The 23053-nt window shown below is 63.6% G+C and carries 20 protein-coding genes; 10 read left to right on the top strand and 10 right to left on the bottom strand.

The window, feature by feature from the left end; all coding sequences use genetic code 11:
* Window positions 1-165: 165 nt before the first annotated feature.
* Window positions 166-783 (bottom strand): TIGR00730 family Rossman fold protein, encoded by a 618-nt coding sequence (locus O4H62_RS09275; protein ID WP_269387219.1) that lies wholly within the window; start codon window positions 781-783, stop codon window positions 166-168.
* A 138-nt stretch (window positions 784-921) separates the two neighbouring features.
* On the opposite strand from O4H62_RS09275, the gene O4H62_RS09270 reads away from it, so the two are divergent.
* The 5 genes from O4H62_RS09270 to pssA all read left to right on the top strand — a co-directional run bounded on the left by O4H62_RS09270 (window position 922) and on the right by pssA (window position 7192).
* The gene (locus tag O4H62_RS09270) at window positions 922-3039 is read left to right on the top strand and encodes a LysM peptidoglycan-binding domain-containing protein (RefSeq protein ID WP_269387218.1); all 2118 of its coding nucleotides are present in this window, start codon (window positions 922-924) and stop codon (window positions 3037-3039) included.
* 43 nt (window positions 3040-3082) lie between these two features.
* Window positions 3083-3487, top strand: a complete 405-nt coding sequence (locus O4H62_RS09265) for an ArsR/SmtB family transcription factor (protein WP_269387217.1) — start codon at window positions 3083-3085, stop codon at window positions 3485-3487.
* A 1-nt stretch (window position 3488) separates the two neighbouring features.
* A complete protein-coding gene (locus O4H62_RS09260; protein WP_269387216.1) occupies window positions 3489-5381 on the top strand; it encodes an ABCB family ABC transporter ATP-binding protein/permease in 1893 nt (630 codons plus the stop codon).
* 194 nt (window positions 5382-5575) lie between these two features.
* The gene (locus O4H62_RS09255; protein ID WP_269387215.1) at window positions 5576-6274 is read left to right on the top strand and encodes a phosphatidylserine decarboxylase; all 699 of its coding nucleotides are present in this window, start codon (window positions 5576-5578) and stop codon (window positions 6272-6274) included.
* 30 nt (window positions 6275-6304) lie between these two features.
* Complete coding sequence (gene pssA / locus O4H62_RS09250; protein ID WP_269387214.1) at window positions 6305-7192, top strand: CDP-diacylglycerol--serine O-phosphatidyltransferase; 888 nt, start codon at window positions 6305-6307, stop codon at window positions 7190-7192.
* A 62-nt stretch (window positions 7193-7254) separates the two neighbouring features.
* Here pssA and O4H62_RS09245 read toward each other — a convergent pair whose 3' ends face one another.
* From O4H62_RS09245 to O4H62_RS09210, 8 genes are all read right to left on the bottom strand, one after another.
* Window positions 7255-9489 carry an AMP-binding protein gene (locus O4H62_RS09245; protein WP_269387213.1) on the bottom strand — a complete coding sequence of 745 codons (2235 nt, stop codon included), beginning with the start codon at window positions 9487-9489 and terminating at the stop codon, window positions 7255-7257.
* Between the two features lie 136 nt (window positions 9490-9625).
* Entirely contained in the window at window positions 9626-10363 is a 738-nt protein-coding gene (locus O4H62_RS09240) for an SDR family NAD(P)-dependent oxidoreductase (protein WP_269387212.1), read from the bottom strand.
* 9 nt (window positions 10364-10372) lie between these two features.
* The gene (gene purF / locus O4H62_RS09235) at window positions 10373-11839 is read right to left on the bottom strand and encodes an amidophosphoribosyltransferase (RefSeq protein ID WP_269387211.1); all 1467 of its coding nucleotides are present in this window, start codon (window positions 11837-11839) and stop codon (window positions 10373-10375) included.
* A gap of 52 nt (window positions 11840-11891) precedes the next feature.
* On the bottom strand, window positions 11892-12452 hold the full coding sequence (locus tag O4H62_RS09230; protein ID WP_269387210.1) for a CvpA family protein: 561 nt from the start codon (window positions 12450-12452) through the stop codon (window positions 11892-11894).
* A gap of 62 nt (window positions 12453-12514) precedes the next feature.
* Window positions 12515-13924, bottom strand: a complete 1410-nt coding sequence (gene radA / locus O4H62_RS09225; protein WP_269387209.1) for a DNA repair protein RadA — start codon at window positions 13922-13924, stop codon at window positions 12515-12517.
* A gap of 133 nt (window positions 13925-14057) precedes the next feature.
* Entirely contained in the window at window positions 14058-15170 is a 1113-nt protein-coding gene (gene alr, locus O4H62_RS09220) for an alanine racemase (protein WP_430538412.1), read from the bottom strand.
* A 30-nt stretch (window positions 15171-15200) separates the two neighbouring features.
* Window positions 15201-16733 (bottom strand): replicative DNA helicase, encoded by a 1533-nt coding sequence (locus O4H62_RS09215; protein ID WP_269387207.1) that lies wholly within the window; start codon window positions 16731-16733, stop codon window positions 15201-15203.
* A 320-nt stretch (window positions 16734-17053) separates the two neighbouring features.
* On the bottom strand, window positions 17054-17605 hold the full coding sequence (locus tag O4H62_RS09210; protein WP_269387206.1) for a cysteine hydrolase family protein: 552 nt from the start codon (window positions 17603-17605) through the stop codon (window positions 17054-17056).
* A 94-nt stretch (window positions 17606-17699) separates the two neighbouring features.
* Between O4H62_RS09210 and O4H62_RS09205 the strand changes: the two genes are divergently transcribed.
* Window positions 17700-18638 carry a GlxA family transcriptional regulator gene (locus O4H62_RS09205; protein WP_269387205.1) on the top strand — a complete coding sequence of 313 codons (939 nt, stop codon included), beginning with the start codon at window positions 17700-17702 and terminating at the stop codon, window positions 18636-18638.
* A 30-nt stretch (window positions 18639-18668) separates the two neighbouring features.
* On the opposite strand, the gene O4H62_RS09200 is transcribed toward O4H62_RS09205, so the two are convergent.
* Window positions 18669-19172 (bottom strand): hemerythrin domain-containing protein, encoded by a 504-nt coding sequence (locus O4H62_RS09200; RefSeq protein ID WP_269387204.1) that lies wholly within the window; start codon window positions 19170-19172, stop codon window positions 18669-18671.
* A gap of 218 nt (window positions 19173-19390) precedes the next feature.
* On the opposite strand from O4H62_RS09200, the gene ccoN reads away from it, so the two are divergent.
* From ccoN to ccoP, 4 genes are read left to right on the top strand one after another with little or no spacing between them, the layout of a single operon-like run.
* On the top strand, window positions 19391-21010 hold the full coding sequence (gene ccoN / locus O4H62_RS09195) for a cytochrome-c oxidase, cbb3-type subunit I (protein ID WP_269387203.1): 1620 nt from the start codon (window positions 19391-19393) through the stop codon (window positions 21008-21010).
* 12 nt (window positions 21011-21022) lie between these two features.
* The gene (gene ccoO / locus O4H62_RS09190) at window positions 21023-21754 is read left to right on the top strand and encodes a cytochrome-c oxidase, cbb3-type subunit II (RefSeq protein ID WP_269387202.1); all 732 of its coding nucleotides are present in this window, start codon (window positions 21023-21025) and stop codon (window positions 21752-21754) included.
* Window positions 21755-21764: 10 nt separating this feature from the next.
* Entirely contained in the window at window positions 21765-21917 is a 153-nt protein-coding gene (locus O4H62_RS09185) for a CcoQ/FixQ family Cbb3-type cytochrome c oxidase assembly chaperone (protein WP_269387201.1), read from the top strand.
* A gap of 3 nt (window positions 21918-21920) precedes the next feature.
* Window positions 21921-22784, top strand: coding sequence for a cytochrome-c oxidase, cbb3-type subunit III (gene ccoP / locus O4H62_RS09180; RefSeq protein WP_269387200.1), 864 nt, complete (start codon window positions 21921-21923; stop codon window positions 22782-22784).
* Window positions 22785-23053 lie beyond the last annotated feature (269 nt).

Below are 23053 nucleotides of genomic sequence, written 5' to 3'. Positions count from 1 at the left end.
GCCTGTCATAGGTCAGCACTCTTGCGGCAGGGGGCGTCGTTGCGCCTTACCCAGTGCGGATATCTTGCCGTCTGTAACGTTAACGGATTTCTAACGCCGACCGGCATGATGTTGAAATGTTCACGATTTTTTCGCTCGTGACGATCCACCAAGTTGTTGATAGTGTTATAATTTGGAAATCACGGCGGCGTCCTCGCCGTTGCCAGAAATTCCCGCGGCGGCCTGGATCGCAGGGACGATGCCTTCCGCGCGGTCGATCACAATCGGTCGGACTAGGTGGGCGGTGTGAATGAAACCTGCGGCGCGCATGTGCCCGATCAGCGCGTTGAGCGGATCCCAGAAACCGCCGATGTTGGCCAGGACCATCGGCTTGGTATGGCGGCCGAGCTGAGCCCAGGTCATGATCTCGACGATTTCCTCAAGCGTTCCGATGCCGCCCGGCAGCGTCACGAAGGCATCCGAGCGCTCGAACATCATGTGCTTGCGTTCGTGCATGTCCCTGGTGACGTGCAGCTCGGTCAGTTGCCCCAGTTCCTGACGGGAGGCTTCCTTGTCCATCAGGAATTCGGGGATGATGCCGATGGCCTTGCCACCGTTCGACATGACCGCGTCGGCGACCTCGCCCATGAGGCCCTTTGTGCCGCCGCCATAGACGAGATCAATGCCGTTCTCGGCCATCGCCCGGCCCAGAACCCGGGCCGCCTGTCTGAATTCCGGATCATGTCCCGGCTGGGAGCCGCAATAGACGCAGATGGAGGATATTCGCTGTTGAGTTGTGTTCATGCGGCCAATGAACATGCGCCCCTTGATGCGGTCAAGGCCGGGCAGTCAAGGCAAACTGCTTTTTCTTGTGCCATGTATGCAAAGCATATAGGTTTTTGCCCAATAGCAGCGGTTTTTGCCGCATCCACGGAGCTGACAATGAATAAAAACAATGCCGGTTTTTGGGCGTTCCTTGGCGTGGTAGCCGCGATCGTCATCGGCGCTTTCTTTTTAGCACCTAACATGTTCAAAACAAATCCGGAATCGGCTTCTCAACCGACACCACAGACCAACATGGTCGACGCCACGGCGAATGCGCCGGAGGCGCCTTCGGCAAAGGCCGGCGAAGGGCAGGGACTGCCGGCTGACGCAACGAAGACCGAATCGGACGCCGGGGTTGCGGCGGATCCGGCGGTTGCCGCCGACAGCTGGATCACGCCGAGCTTCGATGTTCTCAGGGTCGAGCCCGACGGGTCCACCGTGATTGCCGGCAAGGCCGAGCCTGGCACCACGCTGGATATCATGAACGGAGAAACGGTGATCGCCTCGACACAGGTCGGCTCGAGCGGCGATTTCGCCGTCATTCTCGACAACCCCTTGCCTGCAGGCGACTACCAGCTGACCTTGCGGATTACCGGCAAGGATGGTGCCGTGCGGCTGTCGGAAGAGGTGGCCACGGTTTCCATCCCCGAGAGCGCCGACGGCGAATTGCTGGCCATGGTGAGCAAGCCGGGCAAGGCGAGCCGGATCATTGCGCAGCCCGCCGCCCCGGCAGCCTCGGAACCTGTCGAAACCGCCGCCGCGACGCCTGATGCGAATGACGCCGGGAGCCCGGCTGCAACGCCGGATCAGCCTGCGGCCGCGGGGACCGATACCGGCGTAGCGGCTCCCGCCGCCACCGCCACCGAAGCGGCTGCCGGGACTGAAACCGATGCCGCAACCGAGATGGCTGCCGCCGCCGTAGCGCCGTCCCCGGGCGTAGAAACGCCCGCGCTTCCCGAGGCGTCGGCACTGCTGACAACGTCTGCGCCGCAGGTCGCCGGGCAGGGTGATGCCGCCAATGCCGCCGACGACGCGGCGGCTTCCGCGGACGTAGCACCCGCCGCCGAAGTTGCCCTGGCCACGCCGGAAGCGGCTGTCGAGGGTGTCCCCTCCGATGCCACCGTGCGCGTGGACGCGGTGGAAATCGAGGGCGACCGGATTTTCATTGCCGGCTCGGCCACGCCGGGCTTCAAGGTGGAGGTTTTGGCGGACGGCGTTGCCATCGGCAGCGACACGGCCGACGAGACAGGCCGTTTCATCGTTGAAGCGACCACCGAGCTGTCGGTCGGGGATCACATCATCAACGCCGATCTGATGGACAAGTCTGGCGACAATATCCTGCTCAGGGCCACCGTGCCGTTCAATCGTCCCGAAGGCGAGGCGCTTGCCGCCGTGTCCCCGGCGGAGCCCGCCAATGCCGCGGCTCAGCCGGAAAGCGCGCCGACCCAGGCTGACAGCGCCGCGGCAGCTCCGGCCAACAACGGGGCAGCGGCCGACAGCAATCAATCGGCTGCGGCCAAGGCTGCCGGCGAGTTGATCCTGCCTGACATCGCCAGCCTTTCGAAAATGCGTGAAGACGCATTCGAGGCGCTGTCGCAACTCAAGACCAGGGTATCCGCACCGGATACTGCGGACGAAGCTGCGGTTTCCGAGGCGCTGGAACAGGCCGTGTCGAAACTCAAATCGGCAGCCATGGCTGACCTGCCTGCCGGCAGCAGCGCTGAATCGATGGCGATTGCCCGGTCGATGCGGCTTCAGGCCGAAGCAGCGCTTTCGGTCTTGATGCCGAAGGCGGAGGGCCAGGCAGCCGCCGGGACTTCTGCCTCGGTAGTCGATGGTCTGGCGGCTGGCGACCGGGGCAGGATGAGCGAGCTTCTCGCCCGGGCCGAGACAGTGCTTGCGGAACCCGCGGACATGGCCGGCACGGCTCAGGAGGGGATCGAAGGTTTGGTTGCAGCCTCCGGACAGCCCGGCGAACCGAAAACCATCCTGCAGGCGCCGCTTGCCTCGACACCCGGTGCCGTGATCATCCGGCGCGGCGATACGCTGTGGCAGATTTCCCGCCGCACCTATGGCGAGGGCGTTCGCTACACCACGATCTATGTCGCCAACCGGTCACAGATCCAGAACCCGGACCGGATCAAGCCGGGCCAGGTGTTTTCGGTTCCCGAGACCCCGCTGGAGAATGCCGAGGAAATGCATCAGCAGCTTCTGGGCGAGCGAAAAAAGCCCTAGAACGGTTGACCGGGATACATTCATCGTATATCGCCGATTAACGATGAATGTATCTCGACCGGATCTCCCCCCCAAGGACGAAACCATCGCCCGCAAGCTCGCGGCGCTGGCGCATCCGGTGCGGCTGCGTCTGCTAAGGAATCTCGGGTCGGCGGACAGCTGCTGCGTCAAGGATCTCGTCGGTCGGATCGGACTGGCGCAGTCGACGGTCTCACAGCACCTCAAGGTGCTCGTCGATGCCGATCTGGTCAACTTTCGCACGGATCGGCAACGTTCCAGATACACCGTCAATGCCGGTGCCCTGCGCGAACTTGCAGGCATCATCGGCCAGACCCTCGATCATTGTTGTGGCGGCGCTGGCTGTTCGCGCGCGAACGAGGGTGAACGGGAAGACCACAATCGGCAGGCGGACGCAGCGGCGGCCCTGATCGGCAACAAGGACATCTGAATTGGCTTCGAAAACCGTATCCGCCGACCAGGGCAATCCCTTCGGCACGTTGAAAAACCTCTGGCCCTACATGTGGCCCGCCGACCGGCCGGATCTGAAAATGCGGGTGCTGTGGGCAACGCTGTTCCTGCTGTTGTCGAAACTCGTGCTGATTTCGGTACCGTATTTCTTCAAATGGGCGACCGATGCGCTCAATGGCCAGCCCGACGTGGTCGCATGGCTGCCGGCGCTGATCGCGACGCCGGTGATGCTGGTGATTGCCTACAATGTGGTCAGGATCGTGCAGTGGGGTTTCAACCAGCTGCGTGACGCGCTGTTTGCCCGGGTCGGGCAGCACGCGGTGCGGCAACTGGCCTACAAGACCTTCGTGCACATGCATGAATTGTCGCTGCGGTTCCATCTCGAGCGGCGTACAGGCGGCCTGTCGCGGGTCATCGAGCGCGGCACCAAGGGGATCGAGACGATTGTCCGCTTCACCATCCTCAATACGGCACCGACCCTGATCGAGTTCGCGCTGACGGCGATCATCTTCGGTGTCGCCTACGGCTGGACCTATGTTGCGGTCACCGCCATCACCGTGTGGCTCTACATCTGGTTCACCGTGCGCGCCTCGGACTGGCGCATCGGCATCCGGCGGTCGATGAACGCCTCGGACACGGATGCCAATACCAAGTCGGTCGATTCGCTTCTCAATTACGAAACCGTCAAATATTTCGGCAACGAGGAGATGGAAGCGCGGCGCTTCGACGTCTCGATGGAGTCCTACGAGAAGTCGGCTACCCAAGTCTGGACCTCGCTCGGCTGGCTCAACATGGGGCAGGGCGTCATCTTCGGTCTCGGTATGACTGTGATGATGGTGATGTCGGCACTGGCCGTCCAGTCCGGCGAACAGACCATCGGCGACTTCGTGTTCATCAATGCGATGCTGATGCAGCTGGCGGTGCCGCTGAATTTCATCGGCTTCGTCTACCGCGAAATCCGCCAGGGTCTCACCGACATCGAGCAAATGTTCGAACTCCTCGACGTCGAGCCCGAGGTGCGGGATGCGCCCGATGCCAGACCGCTTGCAGTCGAGCAGGGCGCCATCCGTTTCGACAATGTCAGCTTCAGCTACGATCCGGCGCGGCCGATCCTCAAGGGCGTGTCGTTCGAGGTGCCGGCGGGGAAGACCATCGCCATCGTCGGGCCGTCCGGCGCCGGCAAGTCGACAATCTCGCGGCTGCTCTACCGGTTCTACGACATCCAGTCGGGTTCGATCACCATCGACGGCCAGAACCTGCGCGACGTCACGCAGAAAAGCCTCAGGGCCGCCATCGGCATGGTGCCGCAGGATACCGTCCTGTTCAACGACACGATCGCCTACAACATCCGCTATGGCCGGATCGACGCCACCGAGGCGGAAGTCGACCGGGCGGCGGATCTGGCGCAGATCGGCGGTTTCATCCGCGCGCTGCCGGATGGGTTCAAGGCGATGGTTGGCGAGCGCGGGCTGAAACTGTCCGGCGGCGAAAAGCAGCGCGTGGCCATTGCCCGAACGATCCTCAAGGCGCCGCCGATCCTGATCCTCGACGAGGCCACGTCGGCACTGGATACGGCGACCGAGCAGGAAATCCAGGCGGCGCTTGATTTCGTATCCAAGGGCCGGACGACGCTGGTGATCGCCCACCGTCTGTCGACCGTGGTCAGCGCCGACGAGATCATCGTGCTCAAGGACGGCCAGATCGCCGAGCGCGGCCGGCATGCCGATCTATTGGCGCAGAAGGGGCTGTACGCCTCCATGTGGGACCGCCAGCGTGAAGCCACCGAGGCCGAGGCGCAGCTCAAGCGCATGCGCGAGGAAGATGAAATGGGCATCGTCACCCGGCGGCGGACGCCGGAGGTCGGAGACGCCTGAGCCGCCAAGGTGCATGTCGCTTTCAACGTATTCGTTGGAACGATAACGTGCATGCATCATTACATGGTCTTGCAGCGTTCCTTGCGCCTCCAGTCGGAAGTGCGGCGCTTCAGGTGCAATGAAGCCGGAAAGTGGTTTCCCCTTTGCGGCAAATTGCTGTAGTCACGGCCAAGGACTAAATCAGGGAATATGTCATGAGTATCATCGACAGCGTTCGCAATGCGCTGGTGCCGGTTCACCGCGAAGGCTACAAGTTCGTCGCCACCTTCTTCGGCGTCTCGCTGCTTCTGGGGTTCATCGCCGAGCCGCTGTTCTGGATCGGCCTGGTGCTCACCGCATGGTGCGCCTATTTCTTCCGCGACCCGGAACGGGTGACCCCGCTTGACGACGATCTTGTGATCAGTCCCGCCGACGGCCGCGTCTCGTCGGTGGTTCGGATGGTGCCGCCGGCCGAACTCAATCTGGGGGCCGACGAGATGCTGCGCATCTCGGTGTTCATGAATGTGTTCAACTGCCATGTGAACCGGGCACCGATGAAGGGCCGCGTGCTTCGCAAGATCCATTCCCAGGGCTCGTTCCTCAATGCCGAACTCGACAAGGCGAGCACCGAGAACGAGCGCAGCGGCCTGGTGATCGAGACCGCGCGCGGCGAGATCGGCGTGGTCCAGATCGCAGGCCTCGTGGCGCGCCGCATTCTCTGCTGGGCCGAGGAAAACGAGCAGCTTGACGCGGGCGAGCGGTTTGGCCTGATCCGGTTCGGATCGCGGCTCGATGTTTTCCTGCCCGCTTCCGCCCGGCCGCTGGTCAGCGTCGGACAGACCGCGATCGCGGGTGAAACAATGCTCGCCGAATTCGGATCGAACAAGGGGCCCGTGGTCAGCCGCCGCGACTGACCGGCTGACGGGACGACAAGGGAGACATGCATGCCAACGCCGTTTCCACCATATGATCCCAATGGTTTGGACGATGCGGATCATGACGAGGGACGTGGTCCGCGTTTGCGCGAAATCCCGTTCCGGATGCTCATTCCCAACCTGATTACCGTGCTTGCGATCTGTGCGGGGCTGACCGGCATTCGGCTGGCTTTCGAGAACCGCTTCGAAATGGCGGTCGCCATGGTGCTGATCGCGGCGTTTCTGGACGGTGTTGACGGGCGGGTGGCACGGCTCCTGAAAGCCCAGTCGAAATTCGGCGCGCAGATGGATTCGCTGGCCGACATCATCAATTTCGGCGTCGCGCCGGCGCTGGTGCTCTATGTCTTCATTCTCGACCAGGCCCGTTCCTTCGGCTGGATCGCGGCCATCGTCTTCACCGTTGCCGCGGCGTTGAGACTGGCCCGCTTCAATGTCATCTCAGAGAGCGCCACCAAGTCGGCATGGGAGAGCTATTATTTCGTCGGGGTGCCGGCGCCTGCGGGCGCGTTGCTGGTAATGCTGCCGGTCTATCTTGGGTTTCTCGGCTTTCCGATTGACCGCACCAGCGGATTTGCCGCTGCCGCCTACACCGTGTTCATCGGATTCCTGCTGGTCAGCCGGGTGCCGGTGTTTTCCGGCAAGGGTGTCGGCGGCGGCGTCCGCCGCGACCTGGTGATGCCGTTTCTTCTGGTGGCGGTGGTCTATGTGTCGCTGCTGATGAGCTTCACCTGGGAAACGCTGACGCTGACAGCGATCGCCTATCTTGCCTCTCTGCCCTTCGGGGCGCGGGCCTGGTCGCGCAAGTACGGGCCGAAATCGCGGCAGATCAACGGGAAGAACCACGAGGGTGGTAAAACCGCTTCTTCGCCCGAACCCGGCGACGACCCGAAAAAGTAGCCGGGAAAGTCAGATCGTGTGACGCGCCGCCGGTCTCTTCCCTGCGGGACCGAGGGGAAGACTTATCCCGCGGCGCTGTCGGTGCGGTGCGTTTTGATCCATTCGTCGGCGATCTTCTGCGCGGTCACGTAGTCGGTCTTGCCTGAGCCAAGCAGCGGAATTTCCGGAACGTTGACGATTGCCGCGGGCACCATCAGATCGGTGGCGCCGTAGCGGCGGGAATATTCGCGCAACTCGTCGCGCAGCGCCGGCATCCTGGTAGTGACCAGCACGATGCGCTCGCCCTTGCGGGTGTCGGCAACGGCGACGGCGGCGTGAAAATCCTCCGGCCAGAGCTGCTGGACCATCAGCTCGATGGCGCCGAGCGAAATCATTTCACCGGCGATCTTGGCAAAGCGTTTCGCGCGTCCCCTTATGGCGATGTAGCCATCCTCGTCGACGGCGACGATGTCGCCGGAATCGTGCCAGCCATCGGCAAGCGGCTGCAGCACGCCGGGGTTGGAGGCCAGCATGTAGCCGAGCATGACATTGGGGCCGGAGACGAACAGCCTGCCGGCATCGTTGATGCCTTCCACCGGCTCGAGCCGCATCGCCATGGCCGGTAGCAGGCGGCCAACGGTTCCGTCCTTGTTGTGGCTGCCGGAATTGACGGCCGCGACCGGTGCGGTCTCGGTCATGCCGAAGCCCTCGATGATGGTGGCGCCGAACCGCTCCCGGTAGATCCGCCTGGTCTCGGCGCGGACGGCTTCCGCACCCGCCACGATCAGCCGGAGGCTTGAAAAGTCGGTGTCCTTGGCGGTGCGCGCATAGCCGGCGAGGAACGTGTCGGTGCCGAACATGATCGAGGGTTTGACCTCGCGGGCCACCGCCGGGATGATCCGGTAATGCAGCGGCGAGGGGTAGAGAAACAGCCGGACGCCATAAAGCAGCGGCAATATGGCGCCGCCGGTCAGCCCGAAGCAATGGAACACCGGCAGCACGTTGAACAGCTTGTCCCTGACCGAGATGTCGATGCGGGCTTCGGCCTGGGCCGCGTTGGCGTGAATGTTGCGGTGAGACAGCACAACGCCCTTGGGCGTGCCCTCGGAGCCCGAGGTGAACAGGATGACGGCCGGATCGCCGGCTTCAACCGGCCGTAACGGCCTGCGCCAGTTGAGGAAAGCGGTCGCCTTTTCCTTCCGGGAGACGCTTTCGCGCAGCTCCTCGAGCCAGATGATGGTGACGCCGGCCTTCTCAATGGCGCTGACCTGCGCCTCGAGGCCGGCCTTTTCGACAAAGGCGCGGCTGGCGAGCACGGTGCGGATCTTTGCCGTCGACAGGGCCGAGACCAGGGCCGCGGGGCCGGCGGTGTAGTTGAGCATGGCCGCGACCCGCCCGGCGGATTGCAGCGCCAGAAAGGTGACGATTGCCGCGTTGGCGTTGGGCAGCATGACGCCCAGCGCCTCGCCGGGCTGGCTGATTGCCGCGAACCGTGCGCCCAGCACCCGGGCGCCGATCAGCATCTGCTTGTAGGTCAGCTTGCCGCCGAGCGCGTCTTCGAGCACGGCGCCGGCCTTGCGGTAGCGGTCGGCGGCGTCGCGAAACGCCAGGAACAGGCCGCGATCGAGATCGTTGCTGGCAAGACGTGCCTCGGCCAGCAGGTCGTGCACCCGGTCCTCGTCGCGCGGCGCGGTCGCACCATTCCTGGCCGGGCTGACATCGTCGAAATCGAGCAGATCCGATTGCGCCAGTTTCAAGTGCGGCAACAGATGCCGCGGCGCCTCGGACCGCCGATAGGCCGACCAGAGGGTAAACCGCGACCCGCGCACATGCATGGCGCGCATCACCGCACCGTGTTTGCGCGCGAGCGCCGCCAGGGCCCTGTAGGCCGCCAGAGTCTCGGTGGCGGGCTCGGCATCGGCGGGGCAGGGCACGGCGACCGGCTGGCCGGCGGCCAGGGCGGCCTCGATGGCAGCGGTGTCACCTTCATGCGCGGTGCGGGCGAACAGGCGCATGCCGAAGAGGATCAGCGAGCGCTGGTCGTCCGGGTGCAGCACATACAGGCAGTTCCGGTCGAGCGCCGACCAGAGAACGGCGGCGTCAAGGCCCGACTGGCGCGGGTAGACGTGGACAACGGGACCGTGCGGCGCGGCGGAGCCCGGTTGCTGATCGGGAAGGCGAAGCCGGAAGAGTGTCCGGAGCTTGACCAGGGCGATGGCCTGCGCCAGCCCGGAATTGCGTTGACGCGCAAGTTTTAGAGCCGCCAGCAAGCCGGCTCCCAACACTATGATGACCAGCGTTGCCGCAAAGCCCGCCATGAACAACCTCCTCCATGCCCGCCGGTCCATGAAGATGGTTCACCTATGAACCGGGCGAAAGCTCCCGCCCGCAAGCCTAGAACCGATCTTGCGCGAATGAAACAGATTTGATGGTTCGGTGGAGGCGCCGCAGCCCTTATTCGGGCAGACGGTAGTCGAAGAAGCGGTTCTCGGTGACCCGGAACAGCTTGCCGGTCTCGGTGCAGTCCGGTCCGCACAGCGGCACCAGCTTTTCCGCGACTTCGGACGGGTGAGGCAGGGTGTCGGGGTTCTCGCCGGGCATGGCCTGCGCCCGCATCGCCGTGCGGGTGGCGCCCGGATCGATGGAATTGATCTTGAGCGCGGTCTTTTCCATTTCCGCGGCCCATACCCGGGCCAGGGTCTCGACGGCGGCCTTGGAGGCCGCGTAAGGGCCCCAGAAGGCGCGCGCGGAGTGGGCGACGCCTGACGACAGGATCAGCGCTCGGCCGGCGTCGGATTTTACCAGCAGCGGCTCGACCGAGCGGATCACCCGCCAGGTGGCGGTGACATTGACCGCCATGACCTTGTCGAACACCTTGGCCTCGACATGGGCGACGGGGGAAATGGTGCCGAGTACGCCGGCATTGGCGACGAGGATGTCGAGCTTGCCCCAGCGCTCGCTGATGGCTCCGCCGAGCCGGTCGATGGCCGGCATGTCGGTCAAGTCCATCGGCACCAGCGTGGCGCTGCCGCCCGCGGCCTGGATGGCGTCATCGAGTTCCTCAAGGCCGCCTGTGGTGCGGGCCACGGCGATCACGTGCGCGCCCTGCTTGGCCAGCGCCAGCGCGGTGAAGTAGCCAATGCCCCGGGAAGCGCCGGTGACGAGCGCGATGCGTCCTTGAAGAGAAGTCATGGAGAATAACTATCCGTTGTTGGCCAGCAGCGACAGGCTGCGGACATTGCCCTGATCGCCCTGATCGGTGAGCGTCGTCGGGTACTCGCCGGTAAAGCAGGCATCGCAGAACTGCGGGCATTCGGCATTGCGGCCCGGCTCGCGCACGGCGCGGTAGAGGCCGTCGATCGAGACGAAACCGAGGCTGTCGACCCGGATGAAGTCGGCCATGGCGCCCACAGACATGCGCGAGGCCAGGAGCTTGGACTTCTCGGGCGTGTCGACGCCATAGAAGCACGAAGACATGGTCGGCGGCGAGGCGATGCGCATGTGCACTTCCCGGGCCCCGGCTTCGCGCACCAGCTTGACGATCTTCTGGCTGGTGGTGCCGCGGACGATGGAATCATCGACCAGCACCACGCGCTTGCCCTCGATCATGTTCTTGTTGGGATTGAGCTTGAGCTTGACGCCCATGTGGCGAATGGCCGAGGTCGGCTGGATGAAGGTTCGTCCGACATAGTGATTGCGGATGATGCCGAGTTCGAACGGCAAGCCTGCCTGCTGGGCAAAGCCGATGGCCGCCGGTGTGCCCGAATCGGGAACCGGGATGATGACGTCGGCGTCGACCGGACATTCCTTGGCCAGTTCCTCGCCGATCTTCTTGCGCGCCTCGTAGACATTGCGGTTCTCGATGGTCGAGTCCGGCCGGGCAAAATAGACATATTCGAAGATGCAGAGGCGCGGCGACTGCTTCTCGAAGGGGAAATGGCTCTCGATGCCCTTGTCGGTGATGACCACGACTTCGCCGGGCTGGACATCGCGGACAAAGCGGGCGCCGATGATGTCGAGGGCGCAGGTTTCCGAGGCCAGCACATAGGCGCCATCGAGGTCGCCGATGCACAGCGGCCGGATTCCGAGCGGGTCACGGGCGCCAATCATCTTCTTCTCAGACAGTCCGACCAGCGAATAGGCGCCTTCGAGCCGGGACAGCGCGTCGATGAATTTCGGCACGATCCGGGTCTTCTCGCTGACGGCGATCAGATGCAGGATGGTTTCGGTGTCGGAGGTGGACGAGAAGATCGAGCCACGGTTCTGCAATTCGCGCTGAACGGTGAGCGCATTGGTGATGTTGCCATTGTGGGCGATGGCAAAGCCGCCGCCGGCGAATTCGGCAAAGAACGGCTGAACGTTGCGCAGGCCCTCGCCGCCGGTGGTGGAATAGCGAGTGTGGCCGATGGCGCGGTCACCGGGCAGCCGGTCCATGACCGAGCGCTTGGTGAAGGTGTCGCCAATCAGGCCGACATGGCGTTCGACGGAAAACTGCTGGCCGTCGAAGGCAACGATGCCGGCGGCTTCCTGGCCGCGATGCTGAAGCGCATGCAGGCCCAGGGTTACAACGGCGGCCGCATCGGATTTCCCGAAGATGCCGAACACACCGCACTCGTCATGGAAGTCATCTGCTTCGTTGTCGACCGGTTTCAAGCCACTGTCTGTCATCGGCGTCGAACCCTTCATATAGACCTGCCGGATGGATCCCGGCTGGAAATCATTATCCGCTGGTGGCGGGCGCCGCATCGGATCCCGGTTCTTCCGAACCGCCGCCGCGCAGGCGTTCGAGGATCGTTGCATCGGCATCATCGGGAAGCATGTTGACCAGCTTGGCGCCCAGCGAATCAAGCATCGGCTTGGATTTTGCCGTCACCACCCATTCCGGCTGCTTCGGCGTGGCCACCAGCCAGTTGAAGAACAGCATGGCGACGACGACCAGCAGCACGCCGCGGGCTGCGCCAAAGACGAAGCCGAGCGTGCGGTCGAGCGCGCCGATGCGGCTGTCGATGATGAAATCGGCAATCCGCATGGTGATGTAGGAGACCAGGATCAGCGCGATCAGGAAAACCACGGCGGCCGAGCCGATCATGGCGATCTTGTCCGACGAGGTGTATTTCAGCGCCAGCGGCGTGAGCAGCGGATAGAGGAAATAGGCAGCGGCAGCGGCCGCGATCCAGGAGGCGACGGCCAGAACCTCGCGCGAAAATCCGCGAACCATGGCAAGCACCGCAGAAAACAGCGTGATGCCGAGCAGGATGCCGTCAAGAAGGGTAATAGGCATGAAATCGCGTTCCGTTCAGGCTCTGCCTATCCGTACCGCCCGCGGCGTCCGATAGGCTGAATTCAGTTTTCGTCCTCGTCACTTCCGGTCAGAGCCGCACCCTTGGACCCGGCAATGCGCGCGACCAGGTCCGCCAGTGCTTCCATCTGGGCCAGGCCAGCGCCGGACCGGGATGGCAGGTCGGCGGATCCCGATGGCAATACCGCGTTGGCGAAGCCCAGTTTTTCGGCTTCCTTCAGCCTCAAACCCGTTTGCGCCACCGGCCGGATGGCCCCCGACAGGCTGACTTCGCCGAAATAGACGCAATCGGCGGGAAGGGCAAGCCCGGCGAGAGAGGAAACCAGAGCCGCGGCCACTGCCAGGTCGGCCGCAGGCTCGGCGATGCGGTAGCCGCCGGCGATGTTGAGGTAGACGTCGTGACTGCCAAGCCGCACCCCGCAATGGGCCTCAAGCACGGCGAGGATCATCGACAGCCGCGCCGAATCCCAGCCGATCACCGCGCGGCGCGGGGTTCCGAGGCTCGAGGGGGCGACCAGCGCCTGAACCTCGACCAGCACCGGCCTGGTGCCTTCGATGCCGGCGAACACCGCCGCACCCGGGGCCTTGGCATTGCGTTCGCCGAGGAACAGTTCGGACGGGTTGGCGACCTCGCGCAGGCCCTTGTCGGACATTTCGAAGACGCCGATCTCGTCGGTGGCGCCGAAGCGATTCTTGACCGTCCTGAGAATCCGGTAGTGGTGGCCGCGGTCGCCCTCGAAATAGAGAACCGCATCGACCATGTGCTCGACGACGCGGGGGCCGGCGATCTGGCCGTCCTTGGTGACGTGGCCGACCAGAACCATGGCCGCGCCCGTCTGCTTGGCGTAGCGCACCATGGCGTGGACGCCGGTGCGCACCTGGGTCACCGTGCCCGGCGCCGACCCTGCAAGGTCGCTCCACAGGGTCTGGATCGAATCGATGATGACAAAATCCGGACGCTTGCCCTCGGCCAAGGTGGCGAGGATGTCCTCGACATTGGTTTCAGCCGCCAGCAGCACGCCCGAGTCGGCGGCGCCCAACCGCTGCGCCCTCAATCGTACCTGGGCGACGGCCTCTTCGCCCGAAACATAGATCACCCGGTGGCCCTGGCGGGCGAGTGCGGCTGCGGCCTGCATCAGCAGCGTCGACTTGCCGATGCCCGGATCGCCGCCCACCAGCACCGCCGAGCCGCGGACGAAGCCGCCGCCTGTGACACGGTCGAGCTCGCTGACCAGGGTCGAGATCCGCGGCGCTTCCTCTATTTCGCCGGACAGGCTGGCCAGCGCCACTGCGCGGCCCTTGCGTGCCGCCGTCCCCGGGCCGCCGCCGATGCCGCCGGTGGGATCGTCCTCGACAATGGTGTTCCATTCGCCACAGCCGTCGCACTTGCCCGCCCAACGGGTATGGATCGTGCCACAGGACTGACAGATGAACTGGGTGCGTGTCTTGGCCAAATCTCGGATCCCCTTGCTGTTGCGGATGGTGTGTCAGGAAGACGCGCGTTTGTCCACTGTTTGTTCTTGTTTTTCAAGTGAGCCATCATCAAAGCCGATGGATCTGGTTGCGGGAGACGCTGTCTGGCCGGGATCAGTCCAGATAGCTGCGAGCGTAGCGTCTTCCGAGGCTGGTGAGCAGCTCGTAGCCGATGGTTCCGGCAGCCGTGGCGGCATCCTGCAGCGAGATGGCGGAGCCGAGAAGCTCGATCCAGTCGCCGGCGCTGACTGAGCCTTCAGGCAGATCGGTGACGTCGAACATGGTCAGGTCCATGGTGATCTTGCCGATCACCGGAACACGCAGTCCGCCTACCGCGCCGAACGCCCCTTTGGGTACCGCGGAGCGGAGCGGCACGCCGGCGCCCGACGCCGACCGGTGGAACCCGTCGGCATAGCCTATGCCGCAGACCGCAATGCGGCTGTCACGGGTAAGTGTATGGGCGGCGCCATAGCTCACCGTCTGGCCCGCCTTGGCATGCCTGACGGTCAGTACCTGCGCCTCGGCGGTGACGACCGGGCGCATCGGCGTGACGGCGCCGGTCACCGGTTCGCCGCCATAGAGCGCGATGCCGGGGCGGGTGAGATCGTGATGGGCGTCGGCCCCGAGATGGATGCCGGCCGAGTTGGCAAGGCTCATTTCCACTCCCGGAAAACAATCGCGCATGCCGGAGAAGACTTGCATCTGGCGGGCATTGAGCGGATGGCCGGGCTCGTCGGCACAGGCGAAATGGCTCATCACCAGGCAGGGAGCGGGGGCGCTGCTTTCGGAATGGCGCACCGCCTGTTCCGGCGTCAGCCCCAGGCGGTTCATGCCGGTGTCGACGTGCAGCGCGTAGGACCGCCCGTCGGCATTGCCGCACCAAAAGGCGGCCTGTTCGGGCGAATTGACGATCGGGACGAGGTCATGCGCCAGCGTCTGGGCGAAAGATCCCTCGAAGACCCCGTTCAGAATGAATATGCGCGCTTCCGGCAGCAGTGGCCTGAGCCGCGCGCCTTCGTTGGCGTCGGCGACAAAGTAGTCGCGGCAGCCCTCGCGCGCCAGTCTCGGCGCGGCCCGGTCGACCCCGGTGCCGTAGGCGTCGGCCTTGACCGCCGCGCCGCATCGGGCGCTGCCCGACAGATCACGCATGGTGCGCCAATTTTCCGCCAGCGCGCCCAGGTCTACGCTCAGACGAGTGGTGGTGGCAGATGCCGAGCCATGTTCCAGCGTTGTCGGGAGTGAGGCCAAATCACCAGCCTATTCGTCGTGGACAAATTGGTTGTAGGAGTTGTCCGCCAGATCGGCAAACCGGGTGAATTCCGCCTGGAAGCCCAACTGCACGGTGCCCGTGGGACCGTGGCGCTGCTTGGCGATGATGACGTCGGCGGTGCCCTTGACCTTCATCATCTTTTCTTCCCAGGCGAGGTATTCCGGCGTCTTGATGTCGGCGACGATCTCGTCGGGCGAGCGGCGCGGTTCGCCGTTCTTGACGTAGTATTCCTCGCGATAGACGAACAGCACCACGTCGGCGTCCTGCTCGATCGAGCCCGACTCACGCAAGTCGGAGAGCTGCGGGCGTTTGTCCTCGCGGCTTTCCACCTGACGCGACAGCTGCGACAGGGCGATGATGGGAACGTTGAGTTCCTTGCCGAGCGCCTTGAGACCGGTGGTGATCTGGGTGATTTCCTGCACGCGGTTGTCGCTCGACTTGCCCGAACCGGTCATCAGCTGGATATAGTCGATGACCAGAACGTCGAGGCCGCGCTGGCGCTTGAGGCGGCGGGCGCGGGCCGACAATTGGGCAATGGAGATGCCGCCGGTCTGGTCGATGTAGAGCGGGATCTTCTGCATCATCTGCGAGCAGCCGACGAGCTTTTCGAAATCGGCTTCGGAAATCTCGCCGCGGCGGATCTTCGACGAGGAGATCTCGGTCTGCTCGGAAATGATACGGGTGGCGAGCTGTTCGGACGACATTTCGAGCGAATAGAAGCCGACGACGCCGCCGTTCCTGGCCTTCATCGAACCGTCGGCCTGCACCTCGCCTTCGTAGGCCTGGGCAATGTTGAAGGCGATGTTGGTGGCAAGCGACGTCTTGCCCATGCCCGGACGTCCGGCAAGCACGATCAAGTCGGAATGCTGCAGGCCGCCCATGCGGGCATCGAGCGAGGAGATGCCGGTGGAGATGCCCGACAGTCCGCCGTCGCGCTGATAGGCGGCACCGGCCATGTCAATGGCCAGCGACACGGCGTCGTTGAACGACTGGAAGCCGCCGTCGTAGCGGCCGGTCTCGGCGAGCTCGAACAGGCGGCGTTCGGCGTCCTCGATCTGGGTCGAGGGCGGCATGTCGAGCGGGGCGTCGAAGGCGATGTTGACCATGTCCTCGCCGATCGAGATCAGCGAGCGCCTCAGCGCCAGGTCGTAGATCGCGCGGCCGTAGTCCTCGGCGTTGATGATGGTGACGGCTTCGGTGGCGAGACGCGCCAGATATTGCGCCACCGTCATGTCGCCGACCCTGGCGTCGGCGGGCAGGAAGGTCTTGATGGTCACCGGGTTGGCGGTCTTGCCCATGCGGATGATGTCGCCGCCGACCTCGTAGATCTTGCGGTGCAGCGGTTCCTGGAAGTGTTCGGGCTTGAGGAAGTCGGACACCCGGTAAAAGGCGTCATTGTTGACCAGGATCGCGCCGAGCAGCGCCTGTTCGGCCTCGATATTGGACGGGGCCTCGCGAAACAGCGGGCTTTTTTCGGCACGGGCCGGAATCGGCTCTATCTTGCGGGCGGCGTCATTCATCGTCTCATCGGTCCTGAACTTGGTGCGGGCGTTGGCTTGCAATAGCGATAGTGGTTGGCCATGTCAGTGCATGGCCAGCCCTAATCAGAAGCGAATCGCATAAGCCTCAATGTTGTGCACGTTGTCCACACTTGTCCACAGCGTCGTTCAGGCAAAGTGACGAAGCTCGGGAAAATGCGCCCGCGACGGGTTGTGCCGCGGGCCGAATCGGAAGTGTCGCCAAAAGCGCCGTGCATCCGGTCGGGTGCGCGGCGCTTCAGGACTTTGATATGTTGCATGTCCATTGTCGTTCAAATGCATGCATTTGAACGCGACAGGCATTACCGGGAAGCGAGATAGCCCGCGCAATCGACCACCGTGGCATAGGTGCCCGAGAGACCGCTCATGAAAGCCGCATGGACCTGGGCCGCCGGCACTGCAACGCCGCCGAACTCGGCATCGCGCGCCGCACAGGCGTCATGAACCACCGTGACCTTGTAGCCGAGGTCGGTTGCGGCGCGGGTGGTGGCGTCGATGCACATCTGGCTCTGGGCGCCGATGATCACCAGATTGGAAATGCCGCGCGAGGCAAGGGTTTCGTGCAGGGAGGTGTTGAGGAAGCTGTTCGGCCGGTGCTTGAGAATCACCTCTTCACCGGCCTGCGGCGCGACTTTCGGATGGATTTTCGCCCCCTCGCTGCCCGGCCGGAAGAATGGCGCGGTTTCGGAGGGAATCTCGTGGCGGATATGGACGATCATGTCGCCGGCCTTGCGGGCATGCGCCAGAACGCGCGCCGCGTTGTCGGCGGCCTGGTCCATCTTGCTCAGCGTCCAGCGTCCGCCATCGAAATAATCGTTCTGGATGTCGACGAGGATCAGGGCTGTGTCGGTCATGTCTCTTCTCCTTGAATGGGTCTGCCTGATTTACAGGCGGCAGCGGCATCGATAAATTGGCGAATATGACAAAGATCATGCAAAATGCGCCACGATGCTGATGCCCGACCGGTCGCTTGCCATCATCGCCTATGACGGGGTGCAGGAGGCCGCGGTGCTCGGGCTTGCCGACCTGCTGGACACGGCCAATGCCATCAGCCGGCGGCAGAACGGTGTGGCGATCAATGTCGATACCGTCAGGCCGGACGCGCTGCCGCCGGCGTCCACGACCTACGACGCGGTGATCCTGCCGCCCAACCGAAGCGGCGCCCGGGGGGCCGGGGACCGCGGCCTTCATTCATGGATACGGGAGCGGCACGGGGCAGGGACGTTGACGGCCTCGGTCTGCGCCGGGCTGTTCTGGCTTGGCCATGCCGGATTGCTTGCCTCGCGTCCGGTGACGACCCACTGGGCGCTCGAGGGCGAGGTCCGCGCCACGTTCCCCCATGCGGATTTGCAGCCCGAGCATCTGCTGATCGACGACAACGACATCGTCACGGCGGGCGGGATGATGGCCTGGGTCGATCTCGGGCTGTTCTTCGTGGAACGCTGGCAGGGCGTCGATGTGCTCACCGCCACCGCGCGGCATCTGCTTATCGATCCGGGCAAGCGCGAGCAGCGCAACTACCGCAGCTTCCGGCCCAACCTCAACCACGGAGACGCGGCGGTGCTTGCGCTGCAGCTGTGGATGGAAGGCCATGTGCAGGATGATTTGAGCGTCGATGCGCTGTCAGCGCGGACCCGGCTGTCGGGGCGGACCTTCCTGCGCCGGTTCAAGGCCGCCACGGGTCTCAGCCCGAATGCCTATGTGCAGGCCCTCAGGATCGAAAAGGCCCGCGGCCTGCTGGAAAGAACCCGCGATCCGGTCAGCGCCGTCGGCTGGGCGGTGGGTTACCAGGACATCTCGGCCTTCGGCCGGGTGTTCCGCTCGATCACCGGCCTGAGTGCGATCGAGTACCGGCGCCGGTTCAGCGTTCTCGATGTGCGGGCGTAATCGACGCTTCCGGGATATGGATGATCGGCTCTAGCCGGTACCAGGAGCCTGGTTGTTGGCAAGGCTTGACGGAGAGATGTTTTCCAAGGGCAGCAGCATCTCGCTCTCAAAGGCAATATGGCGCCGCATCGCCTCGAAGAAACCGCGCAGCATGTAGCCGATCGCCTCGATGTTGACGTCCGCCTCGCCGCTGCCGAGCGCATGCAGCGCCTCGGTCAATTCTTCGGCAAAGCACTCGTCCTCGCAATGCTCGAAGCGCAGACGGTTCAGCGTTGTGTCGATCTTCTCATCCGAGCCGCGCCGCTCGGCAATCATCGGGAACACCACGTCTTCCTCGAAACGATGGACGCCCCGGATCATCGGGCCAAGCGCACGGGCGGCATACATGCACTTCTGGCGGTTGATGCCATCAGGCAGGGAATCGGCAATTTCTTCGAGCCGGTCGCACAGCAGCAATTGATCCTTGTGCGCCTTGCGCAGGGCAGCAATCGGATCTTCACCATGCGCCAGCTTGATGGTGGCGTTGTCTGTCATGAGGTCTCATCCCAGTCAAAGAGCGATCTTGTTGTTGTTTCCCTCTCTGCAGGAAAACTAGGTGCGGGAACGCTCGGAGTCCTTGACTTGGATCAATGCGGGCGACGCCTCTGTCTGCGAATTGTGCGACAGTCCGGAAAAGGCTCGCAGTCTGTCTAAAGGGGGCAGGCACCGCGATTTTTCCGGCTCTGTTCCGATACCCCTGGGGGATACCAACCATGAAATACGCTTTCGAAACAATCGCCGTGGGCCTTTTCGCCTTCCTGGCGTTGCTCGGCGTGGCTTTCGCCAAGGACGACCTGTTCGCGGCCCATATGTGGGTCCTGTTCTTCGTCCTGCTGGTGAGCACCGTGCTGTTGCTGCGGCGAATCAACTTCTCAACCGCAACCGGCCAATCGGCCGATGACAAGTCGGGTTATTTTGACGAGGTGGTGCGATACGGCATCATCGCAACGACCTTCTGGGGTATCGTCGGGTTTCTGGTCGGCGTCGTCGTCGCCTTCCAGCTGGCTTTTCCTGATCTCAACATCGAGCCCTGGTTCAACTTCGGTCGGATGCGCCCGCTGCACACCTCGGCGGTGATCTTCGCCTTCGGCGGCAACGCACTCATCGCGACATCGTTCTACGTGGTCCAGCGCACCTCCCGCGCGCGGCTGTTCGGCGGCGATCTCGGCTGGTTCGTGTTCTGGGGCTATCAGCTGTTCATCGTGATGGCGGCAACCGGCTATCTTCTGGGGATCACCCAGGGCCGCGAATACGCCGAGCCCGAGTGGTATGTGGACCTGTGGCTGACGGTCGTCTGGGTGGCCTATCTGCTGACCTTCCTGGGCACGATCATCAAGCGCAAGGAGCCGCATATCTATGTGGCCAACTGGTTCTACCTTGCCTTCATCGTCACGATTGCCATGCTGCACATCGTCAACAACCTGGCGATGCCGGTGTCGTTCCTCGGCGTGAAGAGCTATTCGGCCTTCTCCGGCGTGCAGGACGCGCTGACGCAGTGGTGGTACGGCCACAATGCGGTGGGCTTCTTCCTGACCGCCGGCTTCCTGGGCATGATGTACTACTTCATTCCCAAGCAGTCCGGACGTCCGGTCTATTCCTACCGTCTTTCGATCATCCACTTCTGGGCGCTGATCTTCCTCTACATCTGGGCCGGTCCGCACCATCTGCACTACACCGCTCTGCCGGACTGGGCGCAGACACTGGGCATGGTGTTCTCCATCATGCTGTGGATGCCTTCCTGGGGCGGCATGATCAACGGCCTGATGACGCTGTCTGGCGCATGGGACAAGATCCGCACCGATCCGATCATCCGGATGATGGTGATCGCGGTTGCCTTCTACGGCATGTCGACCTTCGAAGGTCCGATGATGTCGATCAAGGCGGTCAACTCGCTGAGCCACTACACCGACTGGACCATCGGTCACGTCCACTCCGGCGCTCTCGGCTGGGTTGGCATGATCTCGTTCGGCGCCATCTACTACCTGGTGCCCAAGCTGTGGGGCCGCGACCGGCTCTACTCGATGCGCCTGGTCAACTGGCACTTCTGGCTCGCCACGCTCGGCATCGTCGTCTACGCGGCGGTTCTGTGGGTCGCAGGCATTCAGCAGGGCCTGATGTGGCGCGAATACAACGATCAGGGCTTCCTGGTGTACTCCTTCGCCGAATCGGTGGCTGCGATGTACCCCTACTATCTGCTCCGCGCCATCGGCGGGCTGATGTACCTGGCAGGCGGCATCATCATGGGATGGAACGTACTGATGACCATCCTTGGCCATGAGCGGAACGAGGCCCCGATTCCGGGCAGCGAACCCGCCATGCAGCCGGCAGAGTAAGGAGACAGAACCATGTCACTCATTGAAAAACACGGCATCATCGAGCGTAATGCGACGCTCCTTCTTGTCGGCTCGCTCGTGGTGGTCTCCATCGGCGGCATCGTCGAGATCGCACCGCTCTTCTATCTCGAGAACACCATCGAGAAAGTCGAGGGAATGCGTCCCTACTCGCCGCTCGAGCTCGCCGGCCGCAACATCTACATCCGCGAAGGCTGCTATGTCTGCCACAGCCAGATGATCCGTCCCTTCCGGGACGAGGTCGAACGCTACGGCCATTACAGCCTTGCGGCGGAATCGATGTACGACCATCCGTTCCAGTGGGGATCGAAGCGGACGGGGCCAGACCTCGCCCGCGTCGGTGACCGCTACTCGAACGAATGGCATGTCGAGCACCTGAAGGAGCCCCGCTCCGTGGTGCCGGAATCGATCATGCCGAGCTATTCGTTCCTGGCGACGACCCCGCTCAAGGTTGCCAATGTCACGGCCGATCTCAATGCAAGCCTGCTCGTCGGTGTGCCCTACACCGAAGACATGGTCGCCAATGCGGAAGCCGACCTGATGGCGCAAGCCGATCCCGAGGCGGATACCTCGGGCATCGAGGAGCGCTATCCCAAGGCCAAGCTGGGCGATTTCGACGGCAATCCGGCCATGGTCACCGAGATGGACGCGCTCGTGTCCTATCTGCAGATGCTCGGCACGCTGGTCGATTTCTCGACCTACGACGAAGCATCCGGTTACCGGTAAGGGGGCTGAGATGGAAACCTATACAGCCATGCGCCATTTCGCCGACAGCTGGGGACTTGTCTTCATGTTTGTCGTCTTTGTTGGCGTCGTTCTCTTCATGCTCCGTCCCGGCGCCAAGAATGCCGCCGCCGAGGCCGCGCAAATTCCGCTGAAGGAGGACTGAGACATGTCCGAAAAACACATTGATGACGTCTCCGGCGTCGCCACCACCGGCCATGAATGGGACGGGATCCGGGAGTTGAACAATCCGTTGCCGCGCTGGTGGCTGTGGACGTTCTATCTCTGCATCATCTGGGCGATCGGCTACATGTTCTTTTATCCGGCCATTCCGTTGATCAACGGAGCGACCAAGGGGTATCTGGGCTATTCCAGCCGCGCCGAGGTGGTGTCCGAACTGGCCGACGCCAAGGCCGCGCAGGGCACCCTGCTCGAAAAGATCGCCGCGACCCCGGTCGAGGAGATCGCGGCGGATCCTGAACTGCTGCAGTTCGCCATTGCCGGCGGCTCGTCCGCCTTCAAGGTCAATTGCGCACAGTGCCATGGCTCCGGCGCCCAGGGTGCAGCCGGGTATCCCAACCTCAATGATGACGACTGGCTGTGGGGCGGAACGATCGACCAGATCTACCTGACCATCGCCCACGGCATCCGCTATGACGCCGACCCCGATACCCGCGTCTCCGAAATGCCCGCCTTTGCGGACATGCTCGAGCCTCAGCAGATCAACGAGGTTGCTGCCTATGTGGTCAGCCTCAGCGACACGCCCGCCGATCCGGCCATGGTCGAGCCCGGCAAGGTGGTGTTTGCGGAAAACTGCGCGGCCTGCCATGGCGATAATGCCGAGGGCCTGACCGACTTCGGCGCGCCGCGGCTGTCGGATGGTATCTGGTTGAAAGCCTCGACCGAGGCGCAGATCGTCTCGCAGATCCGCAATCCCAAGCACGGCGTCATGCCCGCATGGGTCGGCCGTCTCGGCGAGCCGACGATCAAGCAGCTCGCCGTCTTCGTCCACACGCTTGGCGGCGGTCAGTAAGATCCGACCGGGTCCTCGCAGAGGGCCGTCACGAAACAAAAAAGACCCCGCCGGATGCAAGTCCGGCGGGGTTTTTGTAGGGGTAACCGGGAGCAAGCCGACGGTGTATTGCCGGGGGAGCACTGACGGTTCTGCTATGGCTGGGTGGACAAGGTGCGCCAAGTGGAGCCGGGATCGTTACGGACCAAGGCAAAGGGCCGCCTCTCAACCGTCTTAGGCGATCGCGAGGGGTGTATTGTCCCGATAGCTCGTATCTGTGGAAGCCAACC

This window comes from Parahoeflea alexandrii (assembly GCF_027214025.1).
Classification (GTDB): domain Bacteria; phylum Pseudomonadota; class Alphaproteobacteria; order Rhizobiales; family Rhizobiaceae; genus Hoeflea; species Hoeflea alexandrii_A.
Note: the sequence above shows the minus strand (reverse complement) of the source record. Positions and strands in the feature narration are given on the sequence as shown.

Excerpts from the sequence above, each read along its gene's own strand:
- O4H62_RS09275 (WP_269387219.1), bottom strand. The coding sequence starts at position 783 with ATGAACACAACTCAACAGCGAATATCCTCCATCTGCGTCTATTGCGGC.
- O4H62_RS09270 (WP_269387218.1), top strand. The coding sequence starts at position 922 with ATGAATAAAAACAATGCCGGTTTTTGGGCGTTCCTTGGCGTGGTAGCC.
- O4H62_RS09265 (WP_269387217.1), top strand. The coding sequence starts at position 3,083 with ATGAATGTATCTCGACCGGATCTCCCCCCCAAGGACGAAACCATCGCC.
- O4H62_RS09255 (WP_269387215.1), top strand. The coding sequence starts at position 5,576 with ATGAGTATCATCGACAGCGTTCGCAATGCGCTGGTGCCGGTTCACCGC.
- pssA (WP_269387214.1), top strand. The coding sequence starts at position 6,305 with ATGCCAACGCCGTTTCCACCATATGATCCCAATGGTTTGGACGATGCG.
- O4H62_RS09245 (WP_269387213.1), bottom strand. The coding sequence starts at position 9,489 with ATGGCGGGCTTTGCGGCAACGCTGGTCATCATAGTGTTGGGAGCCGGC.
- O4H62_RS09240 (WP_269387212.1), bottom strand. The coding sequence starts at position 10,363 with ATGACTTCTCTTCAAGGACGCATCGCGCTCGTCACCGGCGCTTCCCGG.
- purF (WP_269387211.1), bottom strand. The coding sequence starts at position 11,839 with ATGACAGACAGTGGCTTGAAACCGGTCGACAACGAAGCAGATGACTTC.
- O4H62_RS09230 (WP_269387210.1), bottom strand. The coding sequence starts at position 12,452 with ATGCCTATTACCCTTCTTGACGGCATCCTGCTCGGCATCACGCTGTTT.
- O4H62_RS09215 (WP_269387207.1), bottom strand. The coding sequence starts at position 16,733 with ATGAATGACGCCGCCCGCAAGATAGAGCCGATTCCGGCCCGTGCCGAA.
- O4H62_RS09210 (WP_269387206.1), bottom strand. The coding sequence starts at position 17,605 with ATGACCGACACAGCCCTGATCCTCGTCGACATCCAGAACGATTATTTC.
- O4H62_RS09205 (WP_269387205.1), top strand. The coding sequence starts at position 17,700 with ATGCTGATGCCCGACCGGTCGCTTGCCATCATCGCCTATGACGGGGTG.
- O4H62_RS09200 (WP_269387204.1), bottom strand. The coding sequence starts at position 19,172 with ATGACAGACAACGCCACCATCAAGCTGGCGCATGGTGAAGATCCGATT.
- ccoN (WP_269387203.1), top strand. The coding sequence starts at position 19,391 with ATGAAATACGCTTTCGAAACAATCGCCGTGGGCCTTTTCGCCTTCCTG.
- ccoO (WP_269387202.1), top strand. The coding sequence starts at position 21,023 with ATGTCACTCATTGAAAAACACGGCATCATCGAGCGTAATGCGACGCTC.
- O4H62_RS09185 (WP_269387201.1), top strand. The coding sequence starts at position 21,765 with ATGGAAACCTATACAGCCATGCGCCATTTCGCCGACAGCTGGGGACTT.
- ccoP (WP_269387200.1), top strand. The coding sequence starts at position 21,921 with ATGTCCGAAAAACACATTGATGACGTCTCCGGCGTCGCCACCACCGGC.